Raw genomic sequence first — 23,213 nt, 5'->3', positions numbered from 1 at the left:
CTATTTTTTTCACTTCAAAATCGAAGGATTTCTTTTGTTTCCTATTTGAACTTACTTTTATTAGATCCATAAACATTCTGTTAGGGCTTATGATAAAAAAGGCCAGGAACCCTGAAAATATCAGGATTCCCCGCCTATCGTTGTATATCGAATGATGATGCTTCCTGTGCGGGATTCACCAGTCATTTTTAATACAGGAGCATTTTCGATAATCTTATCAAAATGCACTGTCTTCGTAAGGAATTGATCTTCTACTATACGTGTCATCACATCAGATAGACCAAGATCTACTTTCCCTACATTTGTTGCTGCAGATCCGTTAATGGAAACCGTTTTTGGAACATATAGCTCCACTGCCCCTGCAACGGTTTGTGCCTTCACTTTTCGAGCATTTTTATCATTGGTTGTCACGATAACTGCTCCGTTCACTGATTCCGCTTCTACTTCTCGAAGTTCTCCATCTACATAAATTCGGCCATTCACTGTTTGAACTTCTAAATCTTCACCTTTTACGCGAACAATTTCAATGGCACCATTTCCGGATTGCACATCGGCATTTTCAAATTGTCCATCCATATATTTTATTGAGCCATTATAAGTTCGTATTTTCACAAGTTTAGCATTTAACTCATTGATGGAAACGCCGCCATTCAGTAGTTTCATTAACACAATATCGTATTCTTTCTCAGGAATCATGATCCGTATATTTACTTGCGTTAATTTAGATGAGCATTTTAACTCTAGTTTCCCATCTTCAAATTTTACAAACTCCCGTTCAAATGCAGCAATTGTTTTCTCTTCATCATTATCGATCATGAATGTTTTTACTTTGGCAACCACTTTCAACTCACTTGTTTCAGAACGTACAGCTTCCACTTTCCCATTTTGAATTTCAATTTGAATTCCTCTCACTTCATTGCCATTAAAGGAATATTGCTTTTCAAAATCAATTTTTGTATTGTTCAATGGGAAATCTAAGTCAAAATCTTTCAGTTTTTTTAACGTTGTCCCAAATACGCCCATTAAACGACTTGAAAACTCGGTCAAATCTTCTTTGATTTCGTTCATGAACTCATCCATCTTTTTATTAAATTCTTTGTTGTTAAAGTTTTTCCCAAAAATATCTTCAAATCCAGTTGTTTTTTGGGAATGATCAGTAGTAGATTGCTGTTGAGATTGGTGACTTTGTTCTTCATTGGAAAGTGGTAATGAAACTGCGCTGGATTGAGATTGAGTTTGTGCTGATGATTCTTGTTTTTTATTTAACGCTTCAAGTAAAGTGATGGCTTCTTCCGCAGAGATGGCACCTTCTTCAACTAATTTAATAATCCGCTTACGTTCATTATCCATAATTACTGCCTCCCTCTATGTTCTATACCATTTATACGTTAGAATTCCCAAAAAAGTTTCTTTTTTCATCAAGTTTTATTTGGAATGCATGACGATATGATGAACGATTTTGAGAGGCATTATTCTATGAAATTTGAAATTTTCTAGTGAAGTTTTGTCTGCGGGTTTTCCGCTTACTTCAATAGAAATATTATTGAATTCGAATCATGAAATTGCCCCTTCAGGAAAACTATTTGTAGCTTCTGCCTTTGAGATATTGCTAAATCTCATAAGTTATTAGCTACTTTGGTTAAAAAATTGGCCACTTTCCCAAATTTATTTTCCTTTCAAAAAAATGCTACTTTTGCTTTTGCTATATTGGCCATTTCCTGTAAGTTATTAGCCACTTGCGATTATTTATTAGCCGCTTTCGCAAATTTATTTGCCTTTCAAATACTACTTCTGCTTTCGCTATATTGGCTATTTCCTGTAAGTTATTAGCCACTTGCGACTATTTATTGGCACTTTCCCAAATTTATTTGCCTTTCGAAAAAATGCTACTTTTGCTTTTGCTATATTGGCCAATTCCTGTATGTTATTAGCCACTTGCGATTATTTATTAGCCGCTTTCGCAAATTTATTTGCCTTTCAAAAGCCACTTTGGATTCTATTTTGGCCAATGTCATAACAATATCGGCCATTCATCATCTAGTAATTGAAGCAAAATAAGGAATTTTTTTCAGTACCATGCAAACTGGAATTGCAATGATTATGCCGATTCCATTTTGTACAAGATCGCCTGGAATAGAAGCTAGCGGCATAATGAAACTTGAAAACATAATCGCTTCACCGATGTAATATACCCCCACCATCACAGGAATGGATACAATCGTTGCAATGATATTTTTAGCAAGGCTATCTCCACGGCTTCCATTTGACCAAGCAATTTTTCCAACAATATACCCTTGTAAAGCTCTAGATATAATTGTGATTGGAGCCCAAACAAGCCATCCGCCAACGAGATCAAATAGCCCCATGCCGACAGCACCCGCAATTGCACCTTTTTTTGGACCAAATAAGATAGAAGCAATAAATAGCATTGCAGTTCCTAAATGTACTAGACCTCCATTTGATGCAATGGGCAACTTAATATTCAAAAATATCGTTGAAATGAAAACTAATGCAACCAACATTGCTTGAATGGCTAAATCGGTCGTTTTTCCACGTTGTTTTGAAAGAGTATTTGTCTTCTGCATTTTTTCAACCCCTCTGATGTAATAAAATTTATCATTACATTAGCAGAAGATTGGCACCTATAAAAGTGTCAATTATTATAAAAACTACAAGGTCAGTTTGATTTGTAAGTATTTTTATGCAAGCGTCGTTTTTGGTTTTGATTATTAAATTCAAAGAAAAATGCACTTGCTTAATAAGACGTTTGTCAACGTTACATTCACATTTACCAAACGAAAAAAATAGCAGCTCAAACGTTATCATCGTTTGAGCTGCTTATTCATATCTAGCTTATTTGCTTACTGATCCGCAATTTGCGCCAATAATTGTTCCATTCTTTTACGATCTCTCTCTAAAATAGGCTTTAAATATTGACCTGTATAGGAATTTTCATGGGCTGCAACCTCCTCAGGTGTACCAGTTGCTACGACTGTGCCCCCTTTATCTCCGCCTTCTGGACCTAAATCGATAATATAGTCTACCGTTTTTATTACATCTAAATTATGCTCAATCACAAGAACCGTATCCCCATTATCAACAAGGCGCTGCAACACTGTTAAAAGCCTTGCAATATCATCTGCATGAAGCCCTGTTGTTGGCTCATCTAAAATGTAGAAGGATTTACCTGTCGAACGACGATGCAATTCAGAAGCTAGCTTTACCCTCTGTGCTTCTCCTCCAGACATCGTTGTGGCAGGTTGTCCTAATTTCATATAACCTAGTCCTACATCTACAAGTGTTTGCAGCTTTCGATGGATTTTTGGAATATTCTCGAAGAACACGGTTGCTTCTTCAATGGTCATATCTAAAACTTCTGCAATGTTTTTGCCTTTATATTTTACTTCCAATGTTTCGCGATTATATCGTTTTCCGTGGCACACTTCACATGGTACATACACATCCGGTAAAAAGTGCATTTCAATTTTAATAATTCCGTCGCCGGAACAAGCTTCACAGCGGCCTCCTTTAATGTTGAAGCTAAAGCGGCCTTTTTTATAGCCCCGCACTTTCGCCTCATTAGTCGCTGCAAAGACATCACGAATATCATCAAATACCCCTGTATATGTTGCTGGATTGGAGCGAGGTGTACGGCCGATTGGCGACTGATCGATATCAATCACTTTGTCTAAATGCTCGAGTCCCGTAATTTCTTTATGTTTCCCTGGTTTTGTTCTTGCACGGTTTAAATCCTGTGCAAGTTTTTTATATAAAATTTCATTGACTAATGTCGACTTTCCAGAGCCTGAGACTCCTGTTACCGCCACAAACATGCCTAATGGAATGTCTACCTTAATATTTTTTAAGTTGTTTTCAGCGGCGCCTTTAATCGTTATTTTTCGACCATCTGGCTTTCTTCGTTCACGAGGAAGAGGGATGAATTTTTTACCGCTTAAATATTGTCCAGTAATGGATTTTTCATTTTTCATCACTTCTTCAGGTGTTCCCGCTGCCACAATTTCTCCACCGCGAGAACCAGCACCAGGGCCGACATCAATTAAATAATCTGCAGCAAGCATTGTATCTTCATCGTGTTCTACAACAAGCAACGTATTACCAATATCGCGCATTGTTCTTAACGTATTAATTAATTTGTCATTATCCCGCTGATGCAAACCAATAGACGGTTCATCCAGCACATATAAGACACCCGTTAACCGAGAACCGATTTGCGTCGCCAAACGAATGCGTTGCGCTTCACCGCCGGATAATGTTCCTGCTGTGCGGCTTAATGTTAAATATTCCAAGCCGACATTTAGTAAAAATTCTAGACGTTCTTTAATTTCTTTTAAAATTAAGCGGGCAATTTGCATATCTTTTTCTGAAAATTGGATGTTAAGAAAATAATTATAGAGTTCCGCTACAGATAAATTTGTCACTTCCGCAATATTTTTTCCGTCAATCCTTACAGCAAGGCTTTCTTTTTTTAGTCGTTGCCCTTTACAGGATGAACATCGCTGCTCATTCATGAATTTCTCCATCGTTTCACGCACCCAATCCGATGAAGAATCTCGATAGCGACGTTCAATATTGTGAACGACTCCTTCAAAGACAATTTCTTTGTTGTGGACGCTGCCATATTCACTTTCATAATGGAAGTGGATTTTTTCATCTTTTGAACCGTATAAAATAATATCCATTTGTTCATCCGACAGTTGGGATACCGGCACATCCATTGGAATGTTGAAATGTTTACATACCGCTTTCAACAATTGTGGATAATATTGGGAACTTGATGATTCCCAAGCAGCTATAGCATTTTCTTCTAATGTTTTATTCCAATCGGGAATCAATAAATCGATATCTACTTTTAATTTGGAGCCGAGCCCATCACATTCTGGACATGCCCCAAAAGGACTGTTGAATGAAAACATGCGAGGCTCTAATTCTCCAATGGAAAAGCCACATATCGGACAAGCATGATGTTCGCTAAATAATAGTTCCTCATGTTCCATTACATCGACAATCACACGACCATCTGCAAGTTTTAAGGCTGTTTCGAGAGAATCGCTTAATCGTACTTCAATGCCTTCTTTTACAACAATTCGGTCAACGACAACTTCAATATTATGCTTTTTATTTTTATCTAGCTCGATATGATCGTCTAAATCGCGCAATTCTCCATCGATTCGAACACGGACAAATCCTTGCTTTTTCAAATCCTCAATGAGTTTGGCATGAGTCCCTTTTTTCCCGGAAATCACCGGAGCAAGTAACTGCACTCTAGTTCGCTCCGGATATTCCATAATACGGTCAACCATTTGTTCAATCGTTTGCGATGTAATTTCAATATCATGAGTTGGACAAACAGGCTTCCCAATCCGAGCAAACAATAATCGCAAATAGTCATAGATTTCCGTAACCGTCCCTACAGTTGAACGAGGGTTACGGCTTGTTGTTTTTTGGTCAATGGAAATTGCCGGTGATAAACCTTCAATGGAATCAACATCTGGCTTGTCCATTTGCCCTAAAAATTGACGGGCATAGCTGGATAATGATTCTACATATCGTCGTTGCCCTTCTGCATAAATCGTATCAAAAGCAAGCGATGATTTACCGGAACCTGAAAGCCCTGTCAAGACAACAAGTTGATCCCGCGGTATCGTTACATCAATATTTTTTAAGTTATGTGAACGTGCCCCTCGCACGACAATTTGTTTATTTTCCACACTCGTCACCTTTCTAAATTCAAATGTATATTGTGCAGCACCTTTTTCACTTAAAGTAGTGAGACTTAAAGCAGTACGGGAAATTCATCTTTCCACTGGCAATCCCAAATTTGTGAAGCTTTTGGCGGTGGTCTGTCACCTTTCTGCTTTTAATTCAAAAATTGTATCTCGCAATTCAGCTGCGCGTTCAAAATCCAATGCTTTCGCAGCCTCTTTCATTTCTTGTTCAAGGGCTGCAATCAGTTTATCCAATTCGGATTTCGTTAATTTCTTACCTTTCGTTACTTTTGTAATATATTTTTCTTCTACTTCTGCTGTCTGTGTTGCACGAATAAGTTCAGGAATTTCTTTTCGAATCGTTTTTGGTGTTATACCGTGATCTTTATTATAAGCTTCTTGAATGGAGCGACGACGTTTTGTTTCTTCAATTGCTTTTCTCATCGAATCTGTTATCGTATCCGCGTACATAATAACATGTCCGTTTGCATTACGTGCTGCTCGTCCTATCGTTTGTATTAAAGATGTTTCCGAACGCAAGAATCCTTCTTTATCGGCATCGAGTATGGCGATTAACGAAACTTCTGGAATATCCAGCCCTTCTCGCAATAAGTTAATGCCCACAAGCACATCAAAGGTACCTTTTCTCAGTTCACGGATGATTTCAATTCGCTCGAGAGTTTTAATTTCAGAGTGAAGATACTCGACTTTAATTCCCATCTCTTTTAAATAATCCGTTAAATCTTCTGCCATTTTTTTCGTTAATGTGGTTACAAGTACTCGCTCATTCTTCTTCGCGCGTTTTTGAATTTCATCCACTAAATCATCAATTTGTCCTTCAATTGGACGAACGTCAATTGTTGGATCAAGAAGCCCAGTTGGTCGAATAATTTGTTCCACCATTTCGGAACAATGCTCTTTCTCGTATGGGCCAGGAGTTGCGGATACATAAATGGCTTGATGAATATGATTTTCAAACTCTTCAAATTTCAACGGACGGTTATCTAATGCTGAAGGCAGACGAAAACCATAATCTACTAATACTTGTTTCCGTGCTTGGTCACCATTATACATTCCCCGAATTTGTGGTAATGTAACGTGACTTTCATCGATTACGATTAAAAAATCATCAGGGAAGTAGTCAAGCAGCGTATACGGAGTTGCCCCTGGCTCACGCAATGTTAAGTGACGGGAATAGTTTTCAATTCCCGAGCAGAAGCCCATCTCACGCATCATTTCCAAGTCATACTTTGTTCGTTGTTCTAAACGTTGTGCTTCTAACAGTTTTCCTTCCGCTCTAAATTTCTCAAGCTGTTCTTCTAGTTCTTTCTCAATGTTTTCAATGGCCTTTTTCATTTTTTCTTCCCGAGTTACGAAGTGGGAAGCAGGATAAATCGCTACGTGGTTTCGTTCTCCTATAATTTCTCCTGTTAATGCATCTACCTCTCGGATACGATCTACTTCATCACCGAAAAATTCGATGCGAATGCAATGCTCATCTCGGGAGGCTGGGAAAATTTCCACAACATCTCCACGTACTCGGAACGTTCCCCGTTGAAAATTCACATCATTTCTTTCATATTGAACATCTACTAGTCGACGGAGCAGCTGGTTACGCTCAATTTCCATTCCTTTACGAATTGATACGACTAACTCGCGATATTCATCTGGATTACCTAAGCCATAGATGCATGAAACCGATGCGACGATGATGACATCTCTTCTTTCGAACAATGCGCTCGTGGCAGAGTGTCGGAGTTTATCGATTTCGTCGTTGATGCTGGCATCCTTTTCGATGTATGTATCCGATTGAGGCACATACGCTTCCGGTTGATAATAGTCGTAGTAACTAACAAAATACTCTACAGCATTATTCGGAAAAAATTGTTTGAATTCGCTATATAATTGACCGGCTAGTGTTTTATTATGAGCAATGACCAACGTCGGTTTATTAACTTCTTTAATGACATTCGAAATAGTAAAAGTCTTTCCAGTTCCTGTAGCCCCGAGCAAAGTTTGATGCTTTTTCCCTTCTCTGATGCCTTGTACAAGCTTTTCAATCGCTTTTGGCTGATCGCCACTCGGCTTATAAGAAGAATGCAGTTCAAAAGTATCGGCCATAGTCAATCGTCCTTTCCCAATATATCGTATGACTATTTTAGCATATCCAATTGTAAATATCATTCATTTTGCGAACGTATATTCTTAAATCGAGTACACTTAGATAGCATTTTTTGGATGTAATTGTGAATATTATGAATCTCACAACGACTATTTTTCTCACAAACGCACAGGACTGATATACTTTTCCACCTATTTCATTAAATATTTCTCCCTGAAATTTATTGATTTCGTATCGAGTAGGGAATACTCTCTAGACAAATAATCTCCACAGCTTTTATTTTTTGTTCCTTTGTATATTGTCGTTGAGAAAAATAAGAATCAAATACAGCTTCACCAATAGCTGCGTATTTTCAAAACTTTCCTTTAAAGTACTTTTTGAATGTATATTGTTTATTTAATATCAATTCCTTTGGATTTTTATAAAAAGACATAATAAAAAGCCCCCTATTAAGTAGAAATGATTTTTCTCTTTCTACTTAATTGGGAGCACTTCATTTTCTGGACAGCAAGCAGTTAAAAATAGTTCAAATAATAAATAACATTATTTTTTTCTTAAATATAATCCTTCAGTTGTAGTAATCGTCTCAATAAGCTTCCTAGATTTTTCATCTTGATAATATAGAGAAACAATTAATTCATTTACCCAAGCAATCACCTTTAATTCTGGTAAATAGATTATAGTTTGTTCATACCCTCTAAGACTCAGTTTTAAGAGACACGCTAATTCTATGGGGTTATTCACTTGAATAAATAGATAATCCTTAATTTTTTTAAAGGTTGCTGGCTCTTCTAGGTTCTTATCGATTTCAACAATTACCTTGAAAAAAAACACCTCATTCTTGGATATAGTGAATTTGAGAGAAAATACCACCAAACAGAAGAGATGCTTCCTTTTGTTTGGTAGAGCATAATATTTGGTGAACAATAAAAGGCTATCTTCGAAGGAATTATACAAGGCGCGCACCTGTTTTCGGCAAGAAAAGCATCATACGATCCATTCAAACCATCATGGCACGCTCACCATATTTTTAGCCCCAAAGATAGCCCCATTTAGCTCCAAAATCATTCATTTTAAATGCACCAATATTCAATTTGAAAATTTAAGTAAACATTGTTCAAACCTTGATATGCCAATATTTTTTGTTTTTAATAACTAAATATTCCTTCTTTAATGGAATATTTTTGTGCAATAGACGACTTCTCATTTATGGGAAATGCCTAATTCAATGAATCCTGCAATTCAATTAATTCTTCAACATACTTATAAAACGCTTCTTCATTTCTTTCATCCAATGCTTGATCGATGAATTCCCTTAATTGCTCAATACGATGTAATCTTTGTAATCTGTTTAAAAACAGATCTACGTAAATCTCATTTAACAATTTTTCAGAATCGTTTACTACTGGATTTGAACCTGCTGCACTAAAATCTGCGTATGAATTATTTTTATCCATCGACATCACCCCGATTCCTTTTTTCTATTATAAAAAATCAGGGGTTAATTTTCAATATATTTAGAAAAATAAAACTCTCACAGTATAATATTAGGAAATTCTACTTTATTTCCCATTTCATTTAGGTGTGAAAATTACTTATGTGTTGAATATTGCCTCCATCCAACGTTAGAAAAGGGGTAAAAATTAAATTTTGGACGCCAAAAAACGCCCAAAAATAAATTTTGTCAGTTTTTTCTGTATATTCCAAATTTTTATTGATTTTATTCCGTTTTCTCATTATTATGATAATAAGACTATGAAATTTCCAATTTTTTAGAAAGGGTGAATTTTATGGTAGATACAGAGGTAATTGATTGGTACTACATAACTCCTAACACGTATTTAATTGAACCTGTAGAGCATAAGGGAAAACATTGCTCGCTTGTCTATGACAAATTCGGCATTTTTTACGTTGACAAAAAACCTTTGAAGCTTGTGGGTGATACTTTAAAAAAATTAGGTACTACTTACAAAGCATCAACAGACTTTTCAAAAAGGTTTTTTGGTAAGGAGAAGCACAAACTTCCAATCGTTTTGTCTTATGATCAACCTTACGCCTTTTTCCCGCTCTTATCACCCTATTCTTCTAAAAATATTTGGATAGCTCAGCACGCGATTATCAACATACAAAAATGTGAAGATAGTACAATCATAACTTTAAAAAATGATTATGAAATTACTTTACCAATACACTATCCTTCTTTTTGCACTCAATACGTATGCGCAACAATGCTTCTGAAATTCGCTTTGAAACAAAGGGAAGCCATTCATAAGGAATTAGGCCTTCTACAGATTGCTAAAGAAAAAGAAAATGCAATTATTGAATAGCTGAATGTGCTTGTGATGCCTTATTTAAGTACAAATTTAGCAATTCTTCAACCCGATTTCTCAACCGAATATTCGAATATCGTCTAACCTCTAAAATTTGTTTGTAATGAAAATGATATTCAGTAAATAATTCATCTCTTTCACCTTGGACAACTTTTAAATAATGGCTTTTTAAATATGCTTTTACATCTTGTAAATCTCTTTGTGCCAATTTTTTTGCTTCTTCAATTAAGTGGACATAAGGGCGCTTTAGCTTAAATTGTCCATGCTCTATTAACTCGTAATCTTTTTCTAAAACGATGAGCAGCATCGGTAAATAGATTGCTGATTCCAAATACGGGACAGCTTCAATGGGAATATGCGCCACAAAAACTCCTCCCTACTAAATTTAATGATACCATCAAGAAGGGAACGTATGTTCTTTTAATATTATAATACATCTTCGTAAGAAAAATGCAATGACTTATAAAAAAATTTGTCTCAGCTATTGACAAAATCGGTGAAATTAGTTAAAAAATATAGTAAATAAAGAAATTGTATCCAGTTCATTCAAGCTTATAAATTATTTAAAGGCTTGAATCAGGATATGATTTCTAATGAGTGCACTTCATTATATAAAGGAGTAATTGCAAAACCCTTTTCATTTCCGATTGGCAACGATGCAACCAATCGGATTTTTTTGGCTCTATAATATTTGGTGTTGGTGAGTATAAACCAGCACCAATTTTTTTGAACAAAAAAAAATGAGACATGTGACAAACTCTGGTAAAATGTAATCGACCAAAACCACATTTACAAGGAGTGATGTCACATGTCTCATCATTATTCTATACGTAATTTATTAAATATTAAAGACAAAAATATCACATTTGATGAAAATTTTTGTGCAGAAGAACTCATTAAAGGGGTCCAATCAAAAGTCTTTTATGGCCAATTAACTTACCAACCAAAAGCTTGTTATGCTTGTGGACATGTCTTCGATGATCAAATCATTAAACACGGTTTTAAAACGTCTCTCATTAAAATGCCTAGCATTTCAGGTTTTCATACATACTTAAAATTGCGTAAACAGCGTTATTTCTGTAAACATTGTCATTCCGCGTTTACTTTAAAAACGAGTGTCGTGGCTAAAAACTGTTGTATTTCCAACAATACCAAAGTTCGATTGCTTTAAACGCCAAAGATAAAATCTCCGAAAAAGATATTGCCATCAAACACAATGTATCTCATGCCACTGTCAGTCGTGTCATTGACAGCTTTTATAGTTACTATCAGCCGAATGTTCACTATCTTCCTAAGCACCTGTGTTTTGACGAGTTTAAATCAGTGAAATCCGCAGCTAGAGCGATGTCCTTTATTTTCTGTGACTCTGGAACGGGGGAGATTGTGGATATCGTGGAGGACCGGAGATTACCTGTCCTCAAAGAGTATTTCTTACGGTATTCCAAGAAGGCGAGAGATGCGGTAAAAACGATTGTCATCGATATGTACAGCCCTTATATTTCCTTAATCCACGAAGTTTTCCCTAAAAAAGTGATTAAACGCATTTCTTTCGGTTATCGATCCTTCTATCACTTTAGAAACCGAATATTCATTACCCAAAACTTAGCGAAAATAAAAACAGCTTAGGGGAACCTCGAATTTCCCCTAAGCCATCCGATTACATATTACCAAATAATGTCACTAACATTTATTCACCAACACCATTTGACAAAGAACCTTAATTATCTTATTACGTATTCAAAAGTTTCTCCATTGACTGTTATTACAGCTTTTAATGGTTTTCCATCTGTTTCCACTTGCGTTGGGACAGAAGCTATATAATGAATGATGCCCGTATTTAAAGGTTCAATAGAAGTAATGTTTGTGTAAGTAAAATCTGAACCCCCGCCCTCTTCAATTGTAGAAAATGTAAGATATTCATATTTATTATCATATACTATTTTTACATTTACAAATTCATCCGCACTTCTACCGCTCGTTAATAAACTTTTCACTGCGATAACAGTATCTAAAAATGTTTCATCTGCCTCACTATTCTTATAATAGCTATAGAAGCTATCTGGATTAGGAGGATTTATTACTTTACCAAACACAGCTTTTTGTACTGTAATTTCTGCAAAGTCAGTTACTTCAGCTGGTTCTCCAGCGTTAATCGTTGAAATCTTAGGTTCTTCTTTCTTTTCTGCAATTTCTACTTTTTCAGCTTCCTGATTTTCAGTTGTATCAACATTTTCTGTTGAAGAGGAAGAATCGTTATTTTCTTGTGTCTTTGATGAATCATTACCACAAGCAGCTAAAATAATAGACAAACTTAACAATAAAATCAATTTTTTCAATAAAATCAGTCCTTTGAATGATAAATATCCAAAAATTTATATTTTTCTAGGTCTATCTTTATTAGTTTACATCATTACTATCTTAGTATAAGCTCCAATTTTAAACTTGTATAGATGCTTTAATTAACACTTTTACTTATATAAAAGCACACGTATATTCTTTTCTCTATTTCACTCCATAAACACACCTAATTATGGAATAATATGTAATTGCATAACACATATTATTCTAATTATATTAAGTGATAAATAGGACTTCCAATGGTTATATTTCTTCTTTGGATTACTGGCTCCATTAATTAATTTATCGTTATATAATGTTTTCAAAGCGTTAAATCTAGCAACATTGTTTTGTTCCATTAATGCTTTTTGTGCAGATTCTAATTTTTTTCTAACCATACTTAATTCGTTTTCAACTGAGAATCAAATGAAATTATCAAACGTATTCTGGATCATAATAAAAAATACGGTTTTCCAGCTAAGAAAAAAGAAAAAACGAAAACTAATAAATGAATGTTCCAACATAATTAAAAAAATACTGCTTACCATAGTTGGCAAGCAGTTTATAAATTTAGTTGGGATTTTATTAAAATTGTTCTTTATAATCACTGGGAATTATCGTTCTTAAGTAATACTTTTTAGTACTTTTATGAAAATCGTAAATAAGGGTATATTTATGGTTTTCTTCAATTAACACCCATGTGTTATGATCTTTGACATAAACCGTTACATTATTTTCAAGGATAATCCATTGTTCATCATCTGATTTATCTTTCTCAATCACTAGCAAGTTTGAAGTCGTACTTTCGGGTGTATAGGATGAAGCCATTGTAGAAACTAAAACTATGCCTACTATGGCAATCAATAATATGGGAATGTAAAGTCGTTTATTCAATTACGCAACTCCTCAATTCAATTTAAGAAAAATTAAAAGTTCCAAGTAGATTGAGTTGCAGCTTCATCAAATCCTGTTGATGAATTTGCGGTAATTTCAACATAACCAATAGTAACTCCTATGGAACCTGGGAACCCTATTTTGTGATAATATTTACCTATAATAAGTCCATAACCTCTTTTAATTGTTCGTCTATATTTTTGATATTTTCTTCACTAGGAGTATTGATAAATTCTTCTTTTGCTGCAGATACAGGAATTGCTGCAGAAATCACTAGAGAAATGCACACGACCAACGAAAATAAGATATTTCTCACTCAATCATCCTATTTCTTTTGGATACAATTCCACTTGTTGTGGCGACCAACGAAAATAAGATATTTCTCACTCAATCATCTCCTTTAAAAGTATTTAATCAACAGAAATTTTACACCTTTTTAATATATTTCCAATCCCTCCCTTCTATATATATAACGAGGCTGAAAAGATTCGTGATTCAAAATTTAATATTTTTTTAATTGAGTTAATTTCATAATTCTCACCCCTTGATTTTCAAGGGATTCAAGACAATAAAAAATGGGTACCTCCCCAAATTTCGTTATAATGGTAAGTAACCAAACAAACCATACGAAAGAGGTGAGTACCCTATGACTATTGTAAAACAAATTTCTCTTTTTGACATCCATCAATTATTAGAAATGGAAAGTTCCCATCGTTATGATGCCATTTTTAGTGTGATTGACATTCAACCTATTTTTCAATTGTTTTCTAAAAAGACATTGAAAGGTGCACCACGTGAATTGAATTATGGTGCAATGATTCAATCGCTGATTATTCGTATTGTCGAACGAATTCCAACAATGAAGGATTTAGTCAAACGTTTGGTCCATGATCCTTTATTTCGTTTCGACTGTGGATTCCTTGTGTCTGATGTCGTACCATCTGAAAGCTCTTATTCACGCATGATTCAAGTCATTAGTGAATCAGATGTGCTAGATAAAATGAACGATACACTCATCAAAACAGCGATGTTGGAAGGCTTTCTAAATGATGAACATGTCGCCATCGATGCGAGTCACTTTGAAGCTCGTGATGCTTTCACACCATCAGAAAAGAAAGCACCTAAAACTCCTAAAAAACGTGGTCGTAAAACTAAAGCTGAACGAGCTGTTTGGTTAGCCGAACAAGTAGAGAAAAAAGGAAATCAATCAACCTATGAAAAAGAACTGAAAGAACAGCTGGATATCCCATTAGAAACCCTTTGGAAGGATGTACCGATTGAGCCAAAATGGGGTGTGAAAAAGAATAGTAAAGGAAAAAATACATTCTGGTTTGGTTATAAAGCACATTTAGCTGTTTCGACGAAAAGTCAATATATCATCACTCGTTTGATGTCCTCAGGTAATTGAAGTGATTGTAAAGCTGCGATTCCATTATTGAAAAAACTTCATCACTTAGGAAACCCTATTTACCGTCAAGCCGTATCACAGTCCATGCGAGTCGTGATTCCTTACAACGTTCGCCGAGAAGGAGAATATATAGGATTCGATGAACATTTTCGTCCAACCTGTGTGCGTGAACATAGTTACCAATATGACAGCTTTGACGCTAAGTACAATACATTAAAATTCACACGTCCAAAGGAATGTGCAACTTGCCCATTACGAGAAGACACCCTTTGCCAAAAAGTTTTCAAAATCAAATGTGATATAGATATCCGTAAATTTACCTATCCAGCACGTGGGACAGAACGATGGAAACAGCTTTATCAAGAACGTACAGCAGTCGAACGCGTTAACGCTTATTTAAAGGAATACTTTCAATTAAACAATGTCCGTCATCGTACAGGAAAGAAAGCAAAAATGCATTTCAATCTGGTGACGTTAATTTATAATACCTGCAAACTAGCAGTTGATCGAATCAATGCTTTATTACAGCAACAAAACCAAGTTGCATAATTTAAAAAAAACAAAGTTTTTAGTATAGGGGTACTCTATACTTCAGAAAAACTATGATTTATGAAATTGATTCAGTTAAAATTTATATAAAATATTCCAAATTTTATCAAGGGAATTAATAGATATTAATTGTAAAAAAAAGGTTATAATATTTTTAATAATTTGAATCGCGATTGTTTTTTGCCTCGTTATATTAGTAGAGGGGGGTGCTTGAACTGAACTTTGGACAGATCTTAGAAGAGCACAGCGAACATTTATTACGCATTGCTTATTACTATACAAAAAACCTACATGCCGCAGAAGATATTGTTCAAGATGTTTTTATAAAATATTCGAAGAGTAATTACAAAGAGCAAGGCCAACTACGTGCATATTTAACGAAAATCACCATCAATAAAAGTAAAGATTATTTAAAAAGCTGGGCATATCGAAAAATTCAACTACAGGAACATTTACCAATCATCCCTTTTTTACAAAAAGATAGAGTAATACAAAAGGAATTACAGTCAACCATTGGGGAAACAATTCTATCATTATCCCTTAAATATAGAGAAGTAATTATTCTTTATTATTATGAAGAGCTGAATACAACGGAAATAGCGTCACTATTGCAAATTCCAGAAAGTACTGTTCGTACAAGACACAGAAGGGCTCTGGAAAAGCTACGCCCTGTTTTATCAAAAGAATGGGAGGAATTATATGGACAATGAAATCAAAAAGGCCCTATTGGATGTAACCCCTGATTTAGAAAAAAGTAAAAGCCGTGTAAAAAGAGCTGTTTTACAACCTGAATCAAAACCAAATAAAATGTTCTATTTTCCTCAAATCATGTTCGGTTGTTTTATTTTACTATCATTTATTTTGGTAACAACAAAATGGCAAAGTGATCATTATGTCCAAGGTTTTTCTGAAGAAACACTTAAAATGTATGGATTATTAGATGATGGTGATCACACACAGAGATATCAAAAAGATTTAATTATTGCAAAATATGGTGAAGTTAAAGGTATAAAAGTAAACAAGGAGGAAATTGAAAATTTAATTGAGTCTTATAAATCTCAATTACCTAGCACTTTTAACAAGGTATTAGAAAAAAATGAAATAACTGAAACAGCATATACGGAACAATATCTTACATTTAAAGCTCAGGTACAATTAATTCGTGATTCACTTTTACAGAATTACGAAAAAATGTACCCCCAATTCAATCAAGAAATTCATGCACAATTATTGCTACTAGACGCAATTGAAGAAGTTGGTCATGGGGATGTGTCATTTTGGGATGGGGTTAATATATCTGCTTTTGTCATATATGAAGGTGAAAACGCTCGAATACTTGCATTAATCGATGAGAAAAGATTTCTAGAACAACAACTGCTAATTATGCCTAAACGAGATTCATTACATTTTAAAGTTGGTGATAAAGTTCTATTGGAAAAAAGTCTAATAACAAATATTCGAACAGAAAATAACTTTAAACAATTTGTAGTTAGCAAGGATATAAAGGTTGTTAGAGACAATAAAACAATATCTATTTCAGCGAAGCAACAAAAGGTAAAGAAATTTTTTGATCAAGTAACTTGGCAACCTTTTTCACAAAGCGAGGAACCTAATATGAAAATTGAAACACTTAGCGGAGTGTATTCTATCTGGTTTGATGATAATGAAAACATTGTGATAGGTACTGGTGATAAAGGTTTTGTCATAACTAAAGAAGAATTACAAAATTGGGGAGAAGATTTAATTAATAAAAACAATTAGTATAATATTTATTCGCAAATACAAAAGATAAAACTTGTGTCACTGAATCTTTGAGCGGCTATGGTCATAGCTCCTTCATTAAAATGATAACAATTAATATTACAGTAGAACCTATTATTGAGATTACATTTTCTATCCTCATTTTCATAAATGGGAGAGAAATTAAAATTATTTATTAAGGAAAAATAAAATGGAATATTCACCCAATCAGTGAATATTCCATTTAAAAGTTTATTAGTTTGGTTTAACGAGAATTTTTGCTTGGCTTTTATCTTTTATTAATAGTTCTAACCCATCTTCTACAAGATTGTCAAGTTGGATTTGTTTCGTTATCACTTGTTTAACATCTAATTTACCTTCAGATATTAACTTGATAACTTCAGGGAATTCATTTGCATAAGCAAGGCTAAATACAATATTAGCTTCTTTTAATAGCAATGCATTCGGATCAATTGTAATTTCTCCAGCAAAACCAGCGATTACTAGAAGCGTACCTTGTTTTATCAGGCAGTTTAATGCACTTGTGACAGTTGGTTGAGCACCAGCTGCTTCGAATGCGACAGCAACACCATTCCCTGTAACTTCCATTATTTTAGCAACAGCATCTTCATTGAGAGGGTTAATCGTATAAGTTGCTCCTAATTCTTTTGCCTTATTTAATCGCTCTTCAGATACATCAATAACAAAAGTTTCTGATGCACCCGCTGCTTGCGCACAAAGTAATGTTAATAATCCAATTGGACCTGCACCGAAAATAGCTGCAGATTCACCAACTTTCAATCTACTTTTACGCACTGCATGAAAGGCAACTGCAGTCGGTTCAACTAATGCTCCTTCTTCAAGGGACATTTCGTTAGGTAGTTTATGGAAATACTTTGCATCAGCTACTACGAATTCTGCAAATCCTCCATCAGCAGCTAAACCAATGAAGCCTGCATTCGAAACTTCACACAGATGATAGTTTCCTTTACGGCAAGATTCACATTGTCCGCAATGTAAATTTGGTTCAATTGCCACTTTATCTCCAATTGCAACATTTGATACACCTTCGCCAATTTCAGTGACAGTACCAGAAAATTCATGCCCAAGAATTAATGGAACTTTTCTACCTGATATCGGATGTTCTTCGTAAGCAACTCCAAGTCCATGATGGTACGCATGTAGATCACTACCGCAAATACCTGTCCAAGCTACCGCTACTTTTACTTTACCAGCTGAAACTACTGGCTCTTTAACATCTTCGATACGAACGTCTTTTGTACCGTAAAACACAGCTGCTTTCATATGGATGAATCCCCCTAGTAAGATATATTTTCTAGAAACTCTTAAAAATGTATGTGCTTTCATTATATCATAAAAATCTTTTTAATAGTTTTTATATTTGAGTTAATTTCATAATTCTCACCCCTTGATTTTCAAGCGTATTGTCAAAACTTTATATAGAAATAGGTTATAGAATCCTATATTAGAGGGCTTTATAAGCAAAAAACTTGCCACCCCCTTAAAATTAGGGTATTTATGAGGTAACCACACACTCAAAAATCCCTAATAAAGGAAGTGACAAGTTGTTACCTCAATTATTAACCTATTTGCTTGAATATATCAAGTACCAAGATCAAATGATTCGAACATTACTTACCCTTCTGATTGGAAAAAACATGTTTGATAAGCCAACTGAAAAGCCTGTCAATAAGCCTTATCAAAAACTCCAGGTGGATGAGCTGCCAATCATTGAAACTCTACAAAAGCTCGATTATCAAATTCTTCTCAAAGAATATTTGGAGAAGAACGGGAAACCTCTCAAACCTGTTCAGAGGCGTTCCAATTCAAAAGGTAAAGTACCTTCATCCATGAAATGTCCAAGGTGTGGTGCTCCGTCAGATTATCTTTATGCCAATAACGGAGGTAAAGGACAGTATCAATGCAAGGTGTGTGCGTGTCTGTTTAATAAAAAGAATCAATATGCCAAGGAGGCTATACTAAAATGTCCACACTGTTCGAAAACACTCGAGAAGATCAAGGAAAGAAAAGATTTTCTCGTATTTAAGTGCAAAAACAATGACTGTCCGTATTACAAAAAGAAACTGCAAGGAATGTCTAAAAAAGAGAAAAAGCAGTTCGAAAAGGATTCTCCGTCTTTTAAAGTTCGATACATATTCCGTCAGTTTCAAATTGATTATCAGCCGTTAGCCAAACATTCACCTAAGAAGCCAAAAGTGGATTTGTCCAGGCTTCATGTGTCACCGCACACATTGGGGCTCATTTTAACCTACCATGTAAACTATGGCTTATCGGCTCGGAAAACAGCTGCACTGATGAAGGATGTTCATGGCGTACCCATCTCTCACCAGAGTATATTGAATTACGAAAACAGCGTAGCACTTCTTCTCAAACCTTATGTGGATCATTATCCTTACGAGCTTTCTGATCAATTCTGCGGAGACGAAACATACATTAAGGTGAATGGTCGTTGGCATTATCTTTTTTTCTTTTTTGATGCGGTAAAGAAAATTATTCTGTCCTACCCTGTTTCTCCAAATCGTGATACGGTATCAGCCATTCGTGCGATTGATGAGGCCTTATGGAAGATGAAAGAGATCCCGGAAGACCTCACCTTTGTCGTAGATGGCAATCCGATTTACCTTTTAGCACAACACTTTTTTGCCCAGCACGGTATTACGTTTGATGTGAAGCAGGTCATTGGACTAACCAACGAAGACCAGGTTTCAACGGAATACAGACCGCTAAAACAAATTATTGAAAGACTGAATCGAACATTTAAGGGCAATTACAGATCGACACACGGATTTGGATCCGATCACGGATCCGTTTCTTATGTGACTTTGTTTGTGGCTTATTTTAATTTCTTGCGGCCACATTCAGCCCTGGAAGGCAAAGTGCCTGTAGTTATTCCAGAGCTAAAAGGACTGCCGAATATGCCTGCACGTTGGACAAAACTGATTGGTTTAGCTCAACAATGGCTAGTAGAGCAAACTGCCTAACTTTTTGTTTAGCAGAGCCCTTACCAGCATCGGCGAAGCGAACTCTTGACAAACCGAACCAGTCAATGGTTTAAAATGGGAATTGGCAAGGGCTTCTTTGGTGTGCCTTCTTTTTGTTCCCTTCGCCCTTGTTGGTTCGAAATCAAACCATTGACGTGTTTGTCAAGAGCGATTGCGGCGGCATTTCCTCTAGTTTCGCTAGATCACATCCCTCCAAAACTAAGTTTTCATAGATTTTTTGACACTACCTTTTCAAGGGATTCAAGACAATAAAAAATGGGTACCTCCCCAAATTTCGTTATAATGGTAGGTAACCAAACAAACCATACGAAAGAGGTGAGTACCCTATGACTATTGTAAAACAAATTTCTCTTTTTGACATCCATCAATTATTAGAAATGGAAAGTTCCCATCGTTATGAAGCCATTTTTAGTGCTATCGACATTCAGCCTATATTTCAATTGTTTTCTAAAAAGACATTGAAAGGTGCACCACGTGAATTGAATTATGGTGCAATGATTCAATCGCTGATTATTCGTATTGTCGAACGTATTCCAACTATCAAGGATTTAGTCAAACGTTTGGTTCATGATCCTTTATTTCGTTTCGACTGTGGATTCCTTGTGTCTGATGTCGTACCATCTGAAAGCTCTTATTCACGCATGATTCAAGTCATTAGTGAATCAGATGTGCTAGATAAAATGAACGATACACTCATCAAAACAGCGATGTTGGAAGGCTTTCTAAATGATGAACATGTCGCCATCGATGCGAGTCACTTTGAAGCTCGTGATGCTTTCACACCATCAGAAAAGAAAGCACCTAAAACTCCTAAAAAACGTGGTCGTAAAACTAAAGCTGAACGAGCTGTTTGGTTAGCCGAACAAGTAGAGAAAAAAGGAAATCAATCAACCTATGAAAAAGAACTGAAAGAACAGCTGGATATCCCATTAGAAACCCTTTGGAAGGATGTACCGATTGAGCCAAAATGGGGTGTGAAAAAGAATAGTAAAGGAAAAAATACATTCTGGTTTGGTTATAAAGCACATTTAGCTGTTTCGACGAAAAGTCAATATATCATCACTCGTTTGATGTCCTCAGGTAATTGAAGTGATTGTAAAGCTGCGATTCCATTATTGAAAAAACTTCATCACTTAGGAAACGGTCATTTTACAATAGCTATATTTGATGCTGGTTATGATGTTGAACCTATTTACCGTCAAGCCGTATCACAGTCCATGCGAGTCGTGATTCCTTACAACGTTCGTCGAGAAGGAGAATATATAGGATTCGATGAACATTTTCGTCCAACCTGTGTGCGTGAACATAGTTACCAATATGACAGCTTTGACGCTAAGTACAATACATTAAAATTCACACGTCCAAAGGAATGTGCAACTTGCCCATTACGAGAAGACACCCTTTGCCAAAAAGTTTTCAAAATCAAATGTGATATAGATATCCGTAAATTTACCTATCCAGCACGTGGGACAGAACGATGGAAACAGCTTTATCAAGAACGTACAGCAGTCGAACGCGTTAACGCTTATTTAAAGGAATACTTTCAATTAAACAATGTCCGTCATCGTACAGGAAAGAAAGCAAAAATGCATTTCAATCTGGTGACGTTAATTTATAATACCTGCAAACTAGCAGTTGATCGAATCAATGCTTTATTACAGCAACAAAACCAAGTTGCATAATTTTAAAAAAAAAACAAAGTTTTTAGTATAGGGGTACTCTATTCTTCAGAAATACTATGATTTATGAAATTGATTCAATTAATAAAAAAATAAAAAGTGCACAAAACCAATGAAATGATTTTGCACACTTTGTTACTTATATCATTTAATTCTTCGCTGTGATTTGAGAGCGCAAATAAGCGTTAATGAATAAGTCAATATCGCCATCCATTACCGCTTGCACATTTCCAGTCTCCACATTCGTGCGGTGATCTTTTACCATCGAATATGGATGGAACACGTAAGAACGAATTTGAGAACCCCAACCAATTTCCTTTTGTTCACCGCGAAGTGCAGCAAGTTCTGCTTCCTGTTTTTCAATCTCTAATTGATACAATTTTGCTTTTAACATGTTCATTGCTTTTTCACGGTTTTTAATTTGCGAACGTTCCGCTTGGCAAGAAACAACGATTCCTGTTGGGATGTGCGTAATGCGGACAGCAGAATCCGTCGTGTTAACGTGTTGCCCCCCTGCACCTGTGGAACGATACGTATCTATTTTTAAATCTTCCTGGCGAACCTCGATTTCAATTTCATTATTGAACTCTGGCATCACTTCACAAGAAACGAAGGATGTGTGACGGCGACCATTAGAATCGAAAGGTGAAATACGCACTAAACGATGAACACCTTTTTCCGCCTTTAAATAACCGTAAGCGTTATGCCCTTTAATAAGCAATGTCACCGATTTGATACCCGCTTCATCCCCTGGTAAATAATCGAGGGTTTCCACTTTGAAGCCATGTTTATCTGCCCAACGAGTATACATACGAAGAAGCATTGAACCCCAATCTTGAGACTCTGTACCTCCAGCTCCTGGATGAAGCTCTAAAATGGCATTGTTTTTATCATATGGTTCGCTTAATAAAAGCTGTAACTCAAAGTTTTCTAACTTCTCCTCAAACTCTTTCAATTCCTGAACAAGCTCTGCTTGAAGATCCTCATCAGGCTCTTCTTTTAACAATTCAAGAGTCATTTCTAAGTTTTCTTGAGTGGATAATAAATCATTTAATTCATTTACGATGGCCTTTAAACCGTTTACCTCATTAATGATGCTTTGCGCTTTATTTTGGTCATCCCAAAAGTCGGGCATCATCATGATTTCTTCTAATTCTTGAATGCGGGCTTCTTTGTTTTCTAAGTCAAAGAGACCCCCTGAAATCCGCCAATTTTTCGGCTGTAGTTTCTAAAGTATTTCGCACATCAGATAATTCCATAAAAGCTCCTCCAATTTAATTAGCGTATTGTCAAAAATTACTTAATAAAAACTTACGTTTTTGTTGATATAACTAGTTTTATATAAAAAAAACTTGCCACCCCCTTAAAATTAGGGTATTTATGA

Annotated in this window: 19 protein-coding genes and 2 pseudogenes; 8 read left to right on the top strand and 13 right to left on the bottom strand. The window is 35.5% G+C overall.

Annotation, left to right across the window (positions count from 1 at the left end; translation table 11 throughout):
* Window positions 1-120: 120 nt before the first annotated feature.
* From NST98_RS16590 to NST98_RS16565, 6 genes are all read right to left on the bottom strand, one after another.
* A complete protein-coding gene (locus NST98_RS16590) occupies window positions 121-1,350 on the bottom strand; it encodes a DUF4097 family beta strand repeat-containing protein (RefSeq protein ID WP_340715588.1) in 1,230 nt (409 codons plus the stop codon).
* 683 nt (window positions 1,351-2,033) lie between these two features.
* On the bottom strand, window positions 2,034-2,585 hold the full coding sequence (locus NST98_RS16585; RefSeq protein ID WP_340704372.1) for an ECF transporter S component: 552 nt from the start codon (window positions 2,583-2,585) through the stop codon (window positions 2,034-2,036).
* Window positions 2,586-2,861: 276 nt separating this feature from the next.
* The gene (uvrA, locus tag NST98_RS16580) at window positions 2,862-5,729 is read right to left on the bottom strand and encodes an excinuclease ABC subunit UvrA (protein ID WP_096550490.1); all 2,868 of its coding nucleotides are present in this window, start codon (window positions 5,727-5,729) and stop codon (window positions 2,862-2,864) included.
* Window positions 5,730-5,864: 135 nt separating this feature from the next.
* The gene (uvrB, locus tag NST98_RS16575; protein WP_340715587.1) at window positions 5,865-7,847 is read right to left on the bottom strand and encodes an excinuclease ABC subunit UvrB; all 1,983 of its coding nucleotides are present in this window, start codon (window positions 7,845-7,847) and stop codon (window positions 5,865-5,867) included.
* A 544-nt stretch (window positions 7,848-8,391) separates the two neighbouring features.
* The gene (locus tag NST98_RS16570) at window positions 8,392-8,724 is read right to left on the bottom strand and encodes a hypothetical protein (RefSeq protein WP_340715586.1); all 333 of its coding nucleotides are present in this window, start codon (window positions 8,722-8,724) and stop codon (window positions 8,392-8,394) included.
* 344 nt (window positions 8,725-9,068) lie between these two features.
* A complete protein-coding gene (locus tag NST98_RS16565) occupies window positions 9,069-9,305 on the bottom strand; it encodes an IDEAL domain-containing protein (RefSeq protein ID WP_340715585.1) in 237 nt (78 codons plus the stop codon).
* 333 nt (window positions 9,306-9,638) lie between these two features.
* On the opposite strand from NST98_RS16565, the gene NST98_RS16560 reads away from it, so the two are divergent.
* Entirely contained in the window at window positions 9,639-10,175 is a 537-nt protein-coding gene (locus tag NST98_RS16560) for a competence protein ComK (protein ID WP_016839246.1), read from the top strand.
* Here the strand turns inward: NST98_RS16560 and NST98_RS16555 are convergent.
* On the bottom strand, window positions 10,165-10,542 hold the full coding sequence (locus tag NST98_RS16555; RefSeq protein WP_016839245.1) for a hypothetical protein: 378 nt from the start codon (window positions 10,540-10,542) through the stop codon (window positions 10,165-10,167). The genes NST98_RS16560 and NST98_RS16555 overlap by 11 nt on opposite strands.
* Window positions 10,543-10,986: 444 nt before the next feature.
* Here NST98_RS16555 and NST98_RS16550 point away from each other — a divergent pair, with 444 nt between their 5' ends.
* Together NST98_RS16550 and NST98_RS16545 are read left to right on the top strand one after the other, a co-directional pair.
* On the top strand, window positions 10,987-11,349 hold the full coding sequence (locus NST98_RS16550; protein WP_340715584.1) for a transposase family protein: 363 nt from the start codon (window positions 10,987-10,989) through the stop codon (window positions 11,347-11,349).
* Window positions 11,313-11,804, top strand: coding sequence for a transposase (locus tag NST98_RS16545; RefSeq protein ID WP_340715583.1), 492 nt, complete (start codon window positions 11,313-11,315; stop codon window positions 11,802-11,804). The genes NST98_RS16550 and NST98_RS16545 overlap by 37 nt, the downstream gene beginning before the upstream one ends.
* A gap of 95 nt (window positions 11,805-11,899) precedes the next feature.
* Here the strand turns inward: NST98_RS16545 and NST98_RS16540 are convergent, their stop codons facing one another.
* The 4 genes from NST98_RS16540 to NST98_RS16525 all read right to left on the bottom strand — a co-directional run bounded on the left by NST98_RS16540 (window position 11,900) and on the right by NST98_RS16525 (window position 13,725).
* A complete protein-coding gene (locus NST98_RS16540) occupies window positions 11,900-12,496 on the bottom strand; it encodes a hypothetical protein (RefSeq protein WP_340715582.1) in 597 nt (198 codons plus the stop codon).
* A gap of 210 nt (window positions 12,497-12,706) precedes the next feature.
* Window positions 12,707-12,913: a hypothetical protein gene (locus NST98_RS16535; protein ID WP_340715581.1), complete on the bottom strand. Its 207-nt coding sequence runs from the start codon at window positions 12,911-12,913 to the stop codon at window positions 12,707-12,709.
* 187 nt (window positions 12,914-13,100) lie between these two features.
* On the bottom strand, window positions 13,101-13,409 hold the full coding sequence (locus NST98_RS16530) for a hypothetical protein (protein WP_340435523.1): 309 nt from the start codon (window positions 13,407-13,409) through the stop codon (window positions 13,101-13,103).
* A gap of 157 nt (window positions 13,410-13,566) precedes the next feature.
* Entirely contained in the window at window positions 13,567-13,725 is a 159-nt protein-coding gene (locus tag NST98_RS16525) for a hypothetical protein (protein WP_340715580.1), read from the bottom strand.
* Window positions 13,726-14,055: 330 nt separating this feature from the next.
* On the opposite strand from NST98_RS16525, the pseudogene NST98_RS16520 reads away from it, so the two are divergent.
* The 3 genes and pseudogenes from NST98_RS16520 to NST98_RS16510 all read left to right on the top strand — a co-directional run bounded on the left by NST98_RS16520 (window position 14,056) and on the right by NST98_RS16510 (window position 17,127).
* Window positions 14,056-15,366, top strand: a pseudogene (locus NST98_RS16520) (transposase).
* A 206-nt stretch (window positions 15,367-15,572) separates the two neighbouring features.
* A complete protein-coding gene (locus tag NST98_RS16515) occupies window positions 15,573-16,076 on the top strand; it encodes an RNA polymerase sigma factor (RefSeq protein WP_340715579.1) in 504 nt (167 codons plus the stop codon).
* The gene (locus NST98_RS16510) at window positions 16,066-17,127 is read left to right on the top strand and encodes a hypothetical protein (protein ID WP_340433142.1); all 1,062 of its coding nucleotides are present in this window, start codon (window positions 16,066-16,068) and stop codon (window positions 17,125-17,127) included. Before NST98_RS16515 ends, NST98_RS16510 begins: the two co-directional genes overlap by 11 nt.
* A 234-nt stretch (window positions 17,128-17,361) precedes the next feature.
* On the opposite strand, the gene NST98_RS16505 is transcribed toward NST98_RS16510, so the two are convergent.
* The gene (locus tag NST98_RS16505) at window positions 17,362-18,411 is read right to left on the bottom strand and encodes a 2,3-butanediol dehydrogenase (protein WP_340715578.1); all 1,050 of its coding nucleotides are present in this window, start codon (window positions 18,409-18,411) and stop codon (window positions 17,362-17,364) included.
* Between the two features lie 281 nt (window positions 18,412-18,692).
* Between NST98_RS16505 and NST98_RS16500 the strand changes: the two genes are divergently transcribed.
* Window positions 18,693-20,129, top strand: coding sequence for a DDE-type integrase/transposase/recombinase (locus NST98_RS16500; protein ID WP_340714312.1), 1,437 nt, complete (start codon window positions 18,693-18,695; stop codon window positions 20,127-20,129).
* A 347-nt stretch (window positions 20,130-20,476) separates the two neighbouring features.
* Window positions 20,477-21,832 (top strand): annotated as a pseudogene (locus tag NST98_RS16495) (transposase).
* Window positions 21,833-21,977: 145 nt separating this feature from the next.
* On the opposite strand, the gene prfB reads toward NST98_RS16495, so the two are convergent.
* Window positions 21,978-23,088 (bottom strand): peptide chain release factor 2 gene (prfB, locus tag NST98_RS16490; RefSeq protein ID WP_184656240.1). Its coding sequence is split into 2 segments (ribosomal slippage): window positions 21,978-23,027 and window positions 23,029-23,088, totalling 1,110 coding nucleotides; the frame shifts between segments, so codons are not numbered across the junction.
* Between the last annotated feature and the right edge of the window lie 125 nt (window positions 23,089-23,213).

It is taken from the genome of Ureibacillus sp. FSL W8-0352 (assembly GCF_038004345.1).
GTDB lineage: Bacteria > Bacillota > Bacilli > Bacillales_A > Planococcaceae > Ureibacillus > Ureibacillus thermosphaericus.
The sequence above is the reverse complement of the archived record's forward strand: the minus strand, read 5'-3'. Positions and strand labels throughout refer to the sequence as shown.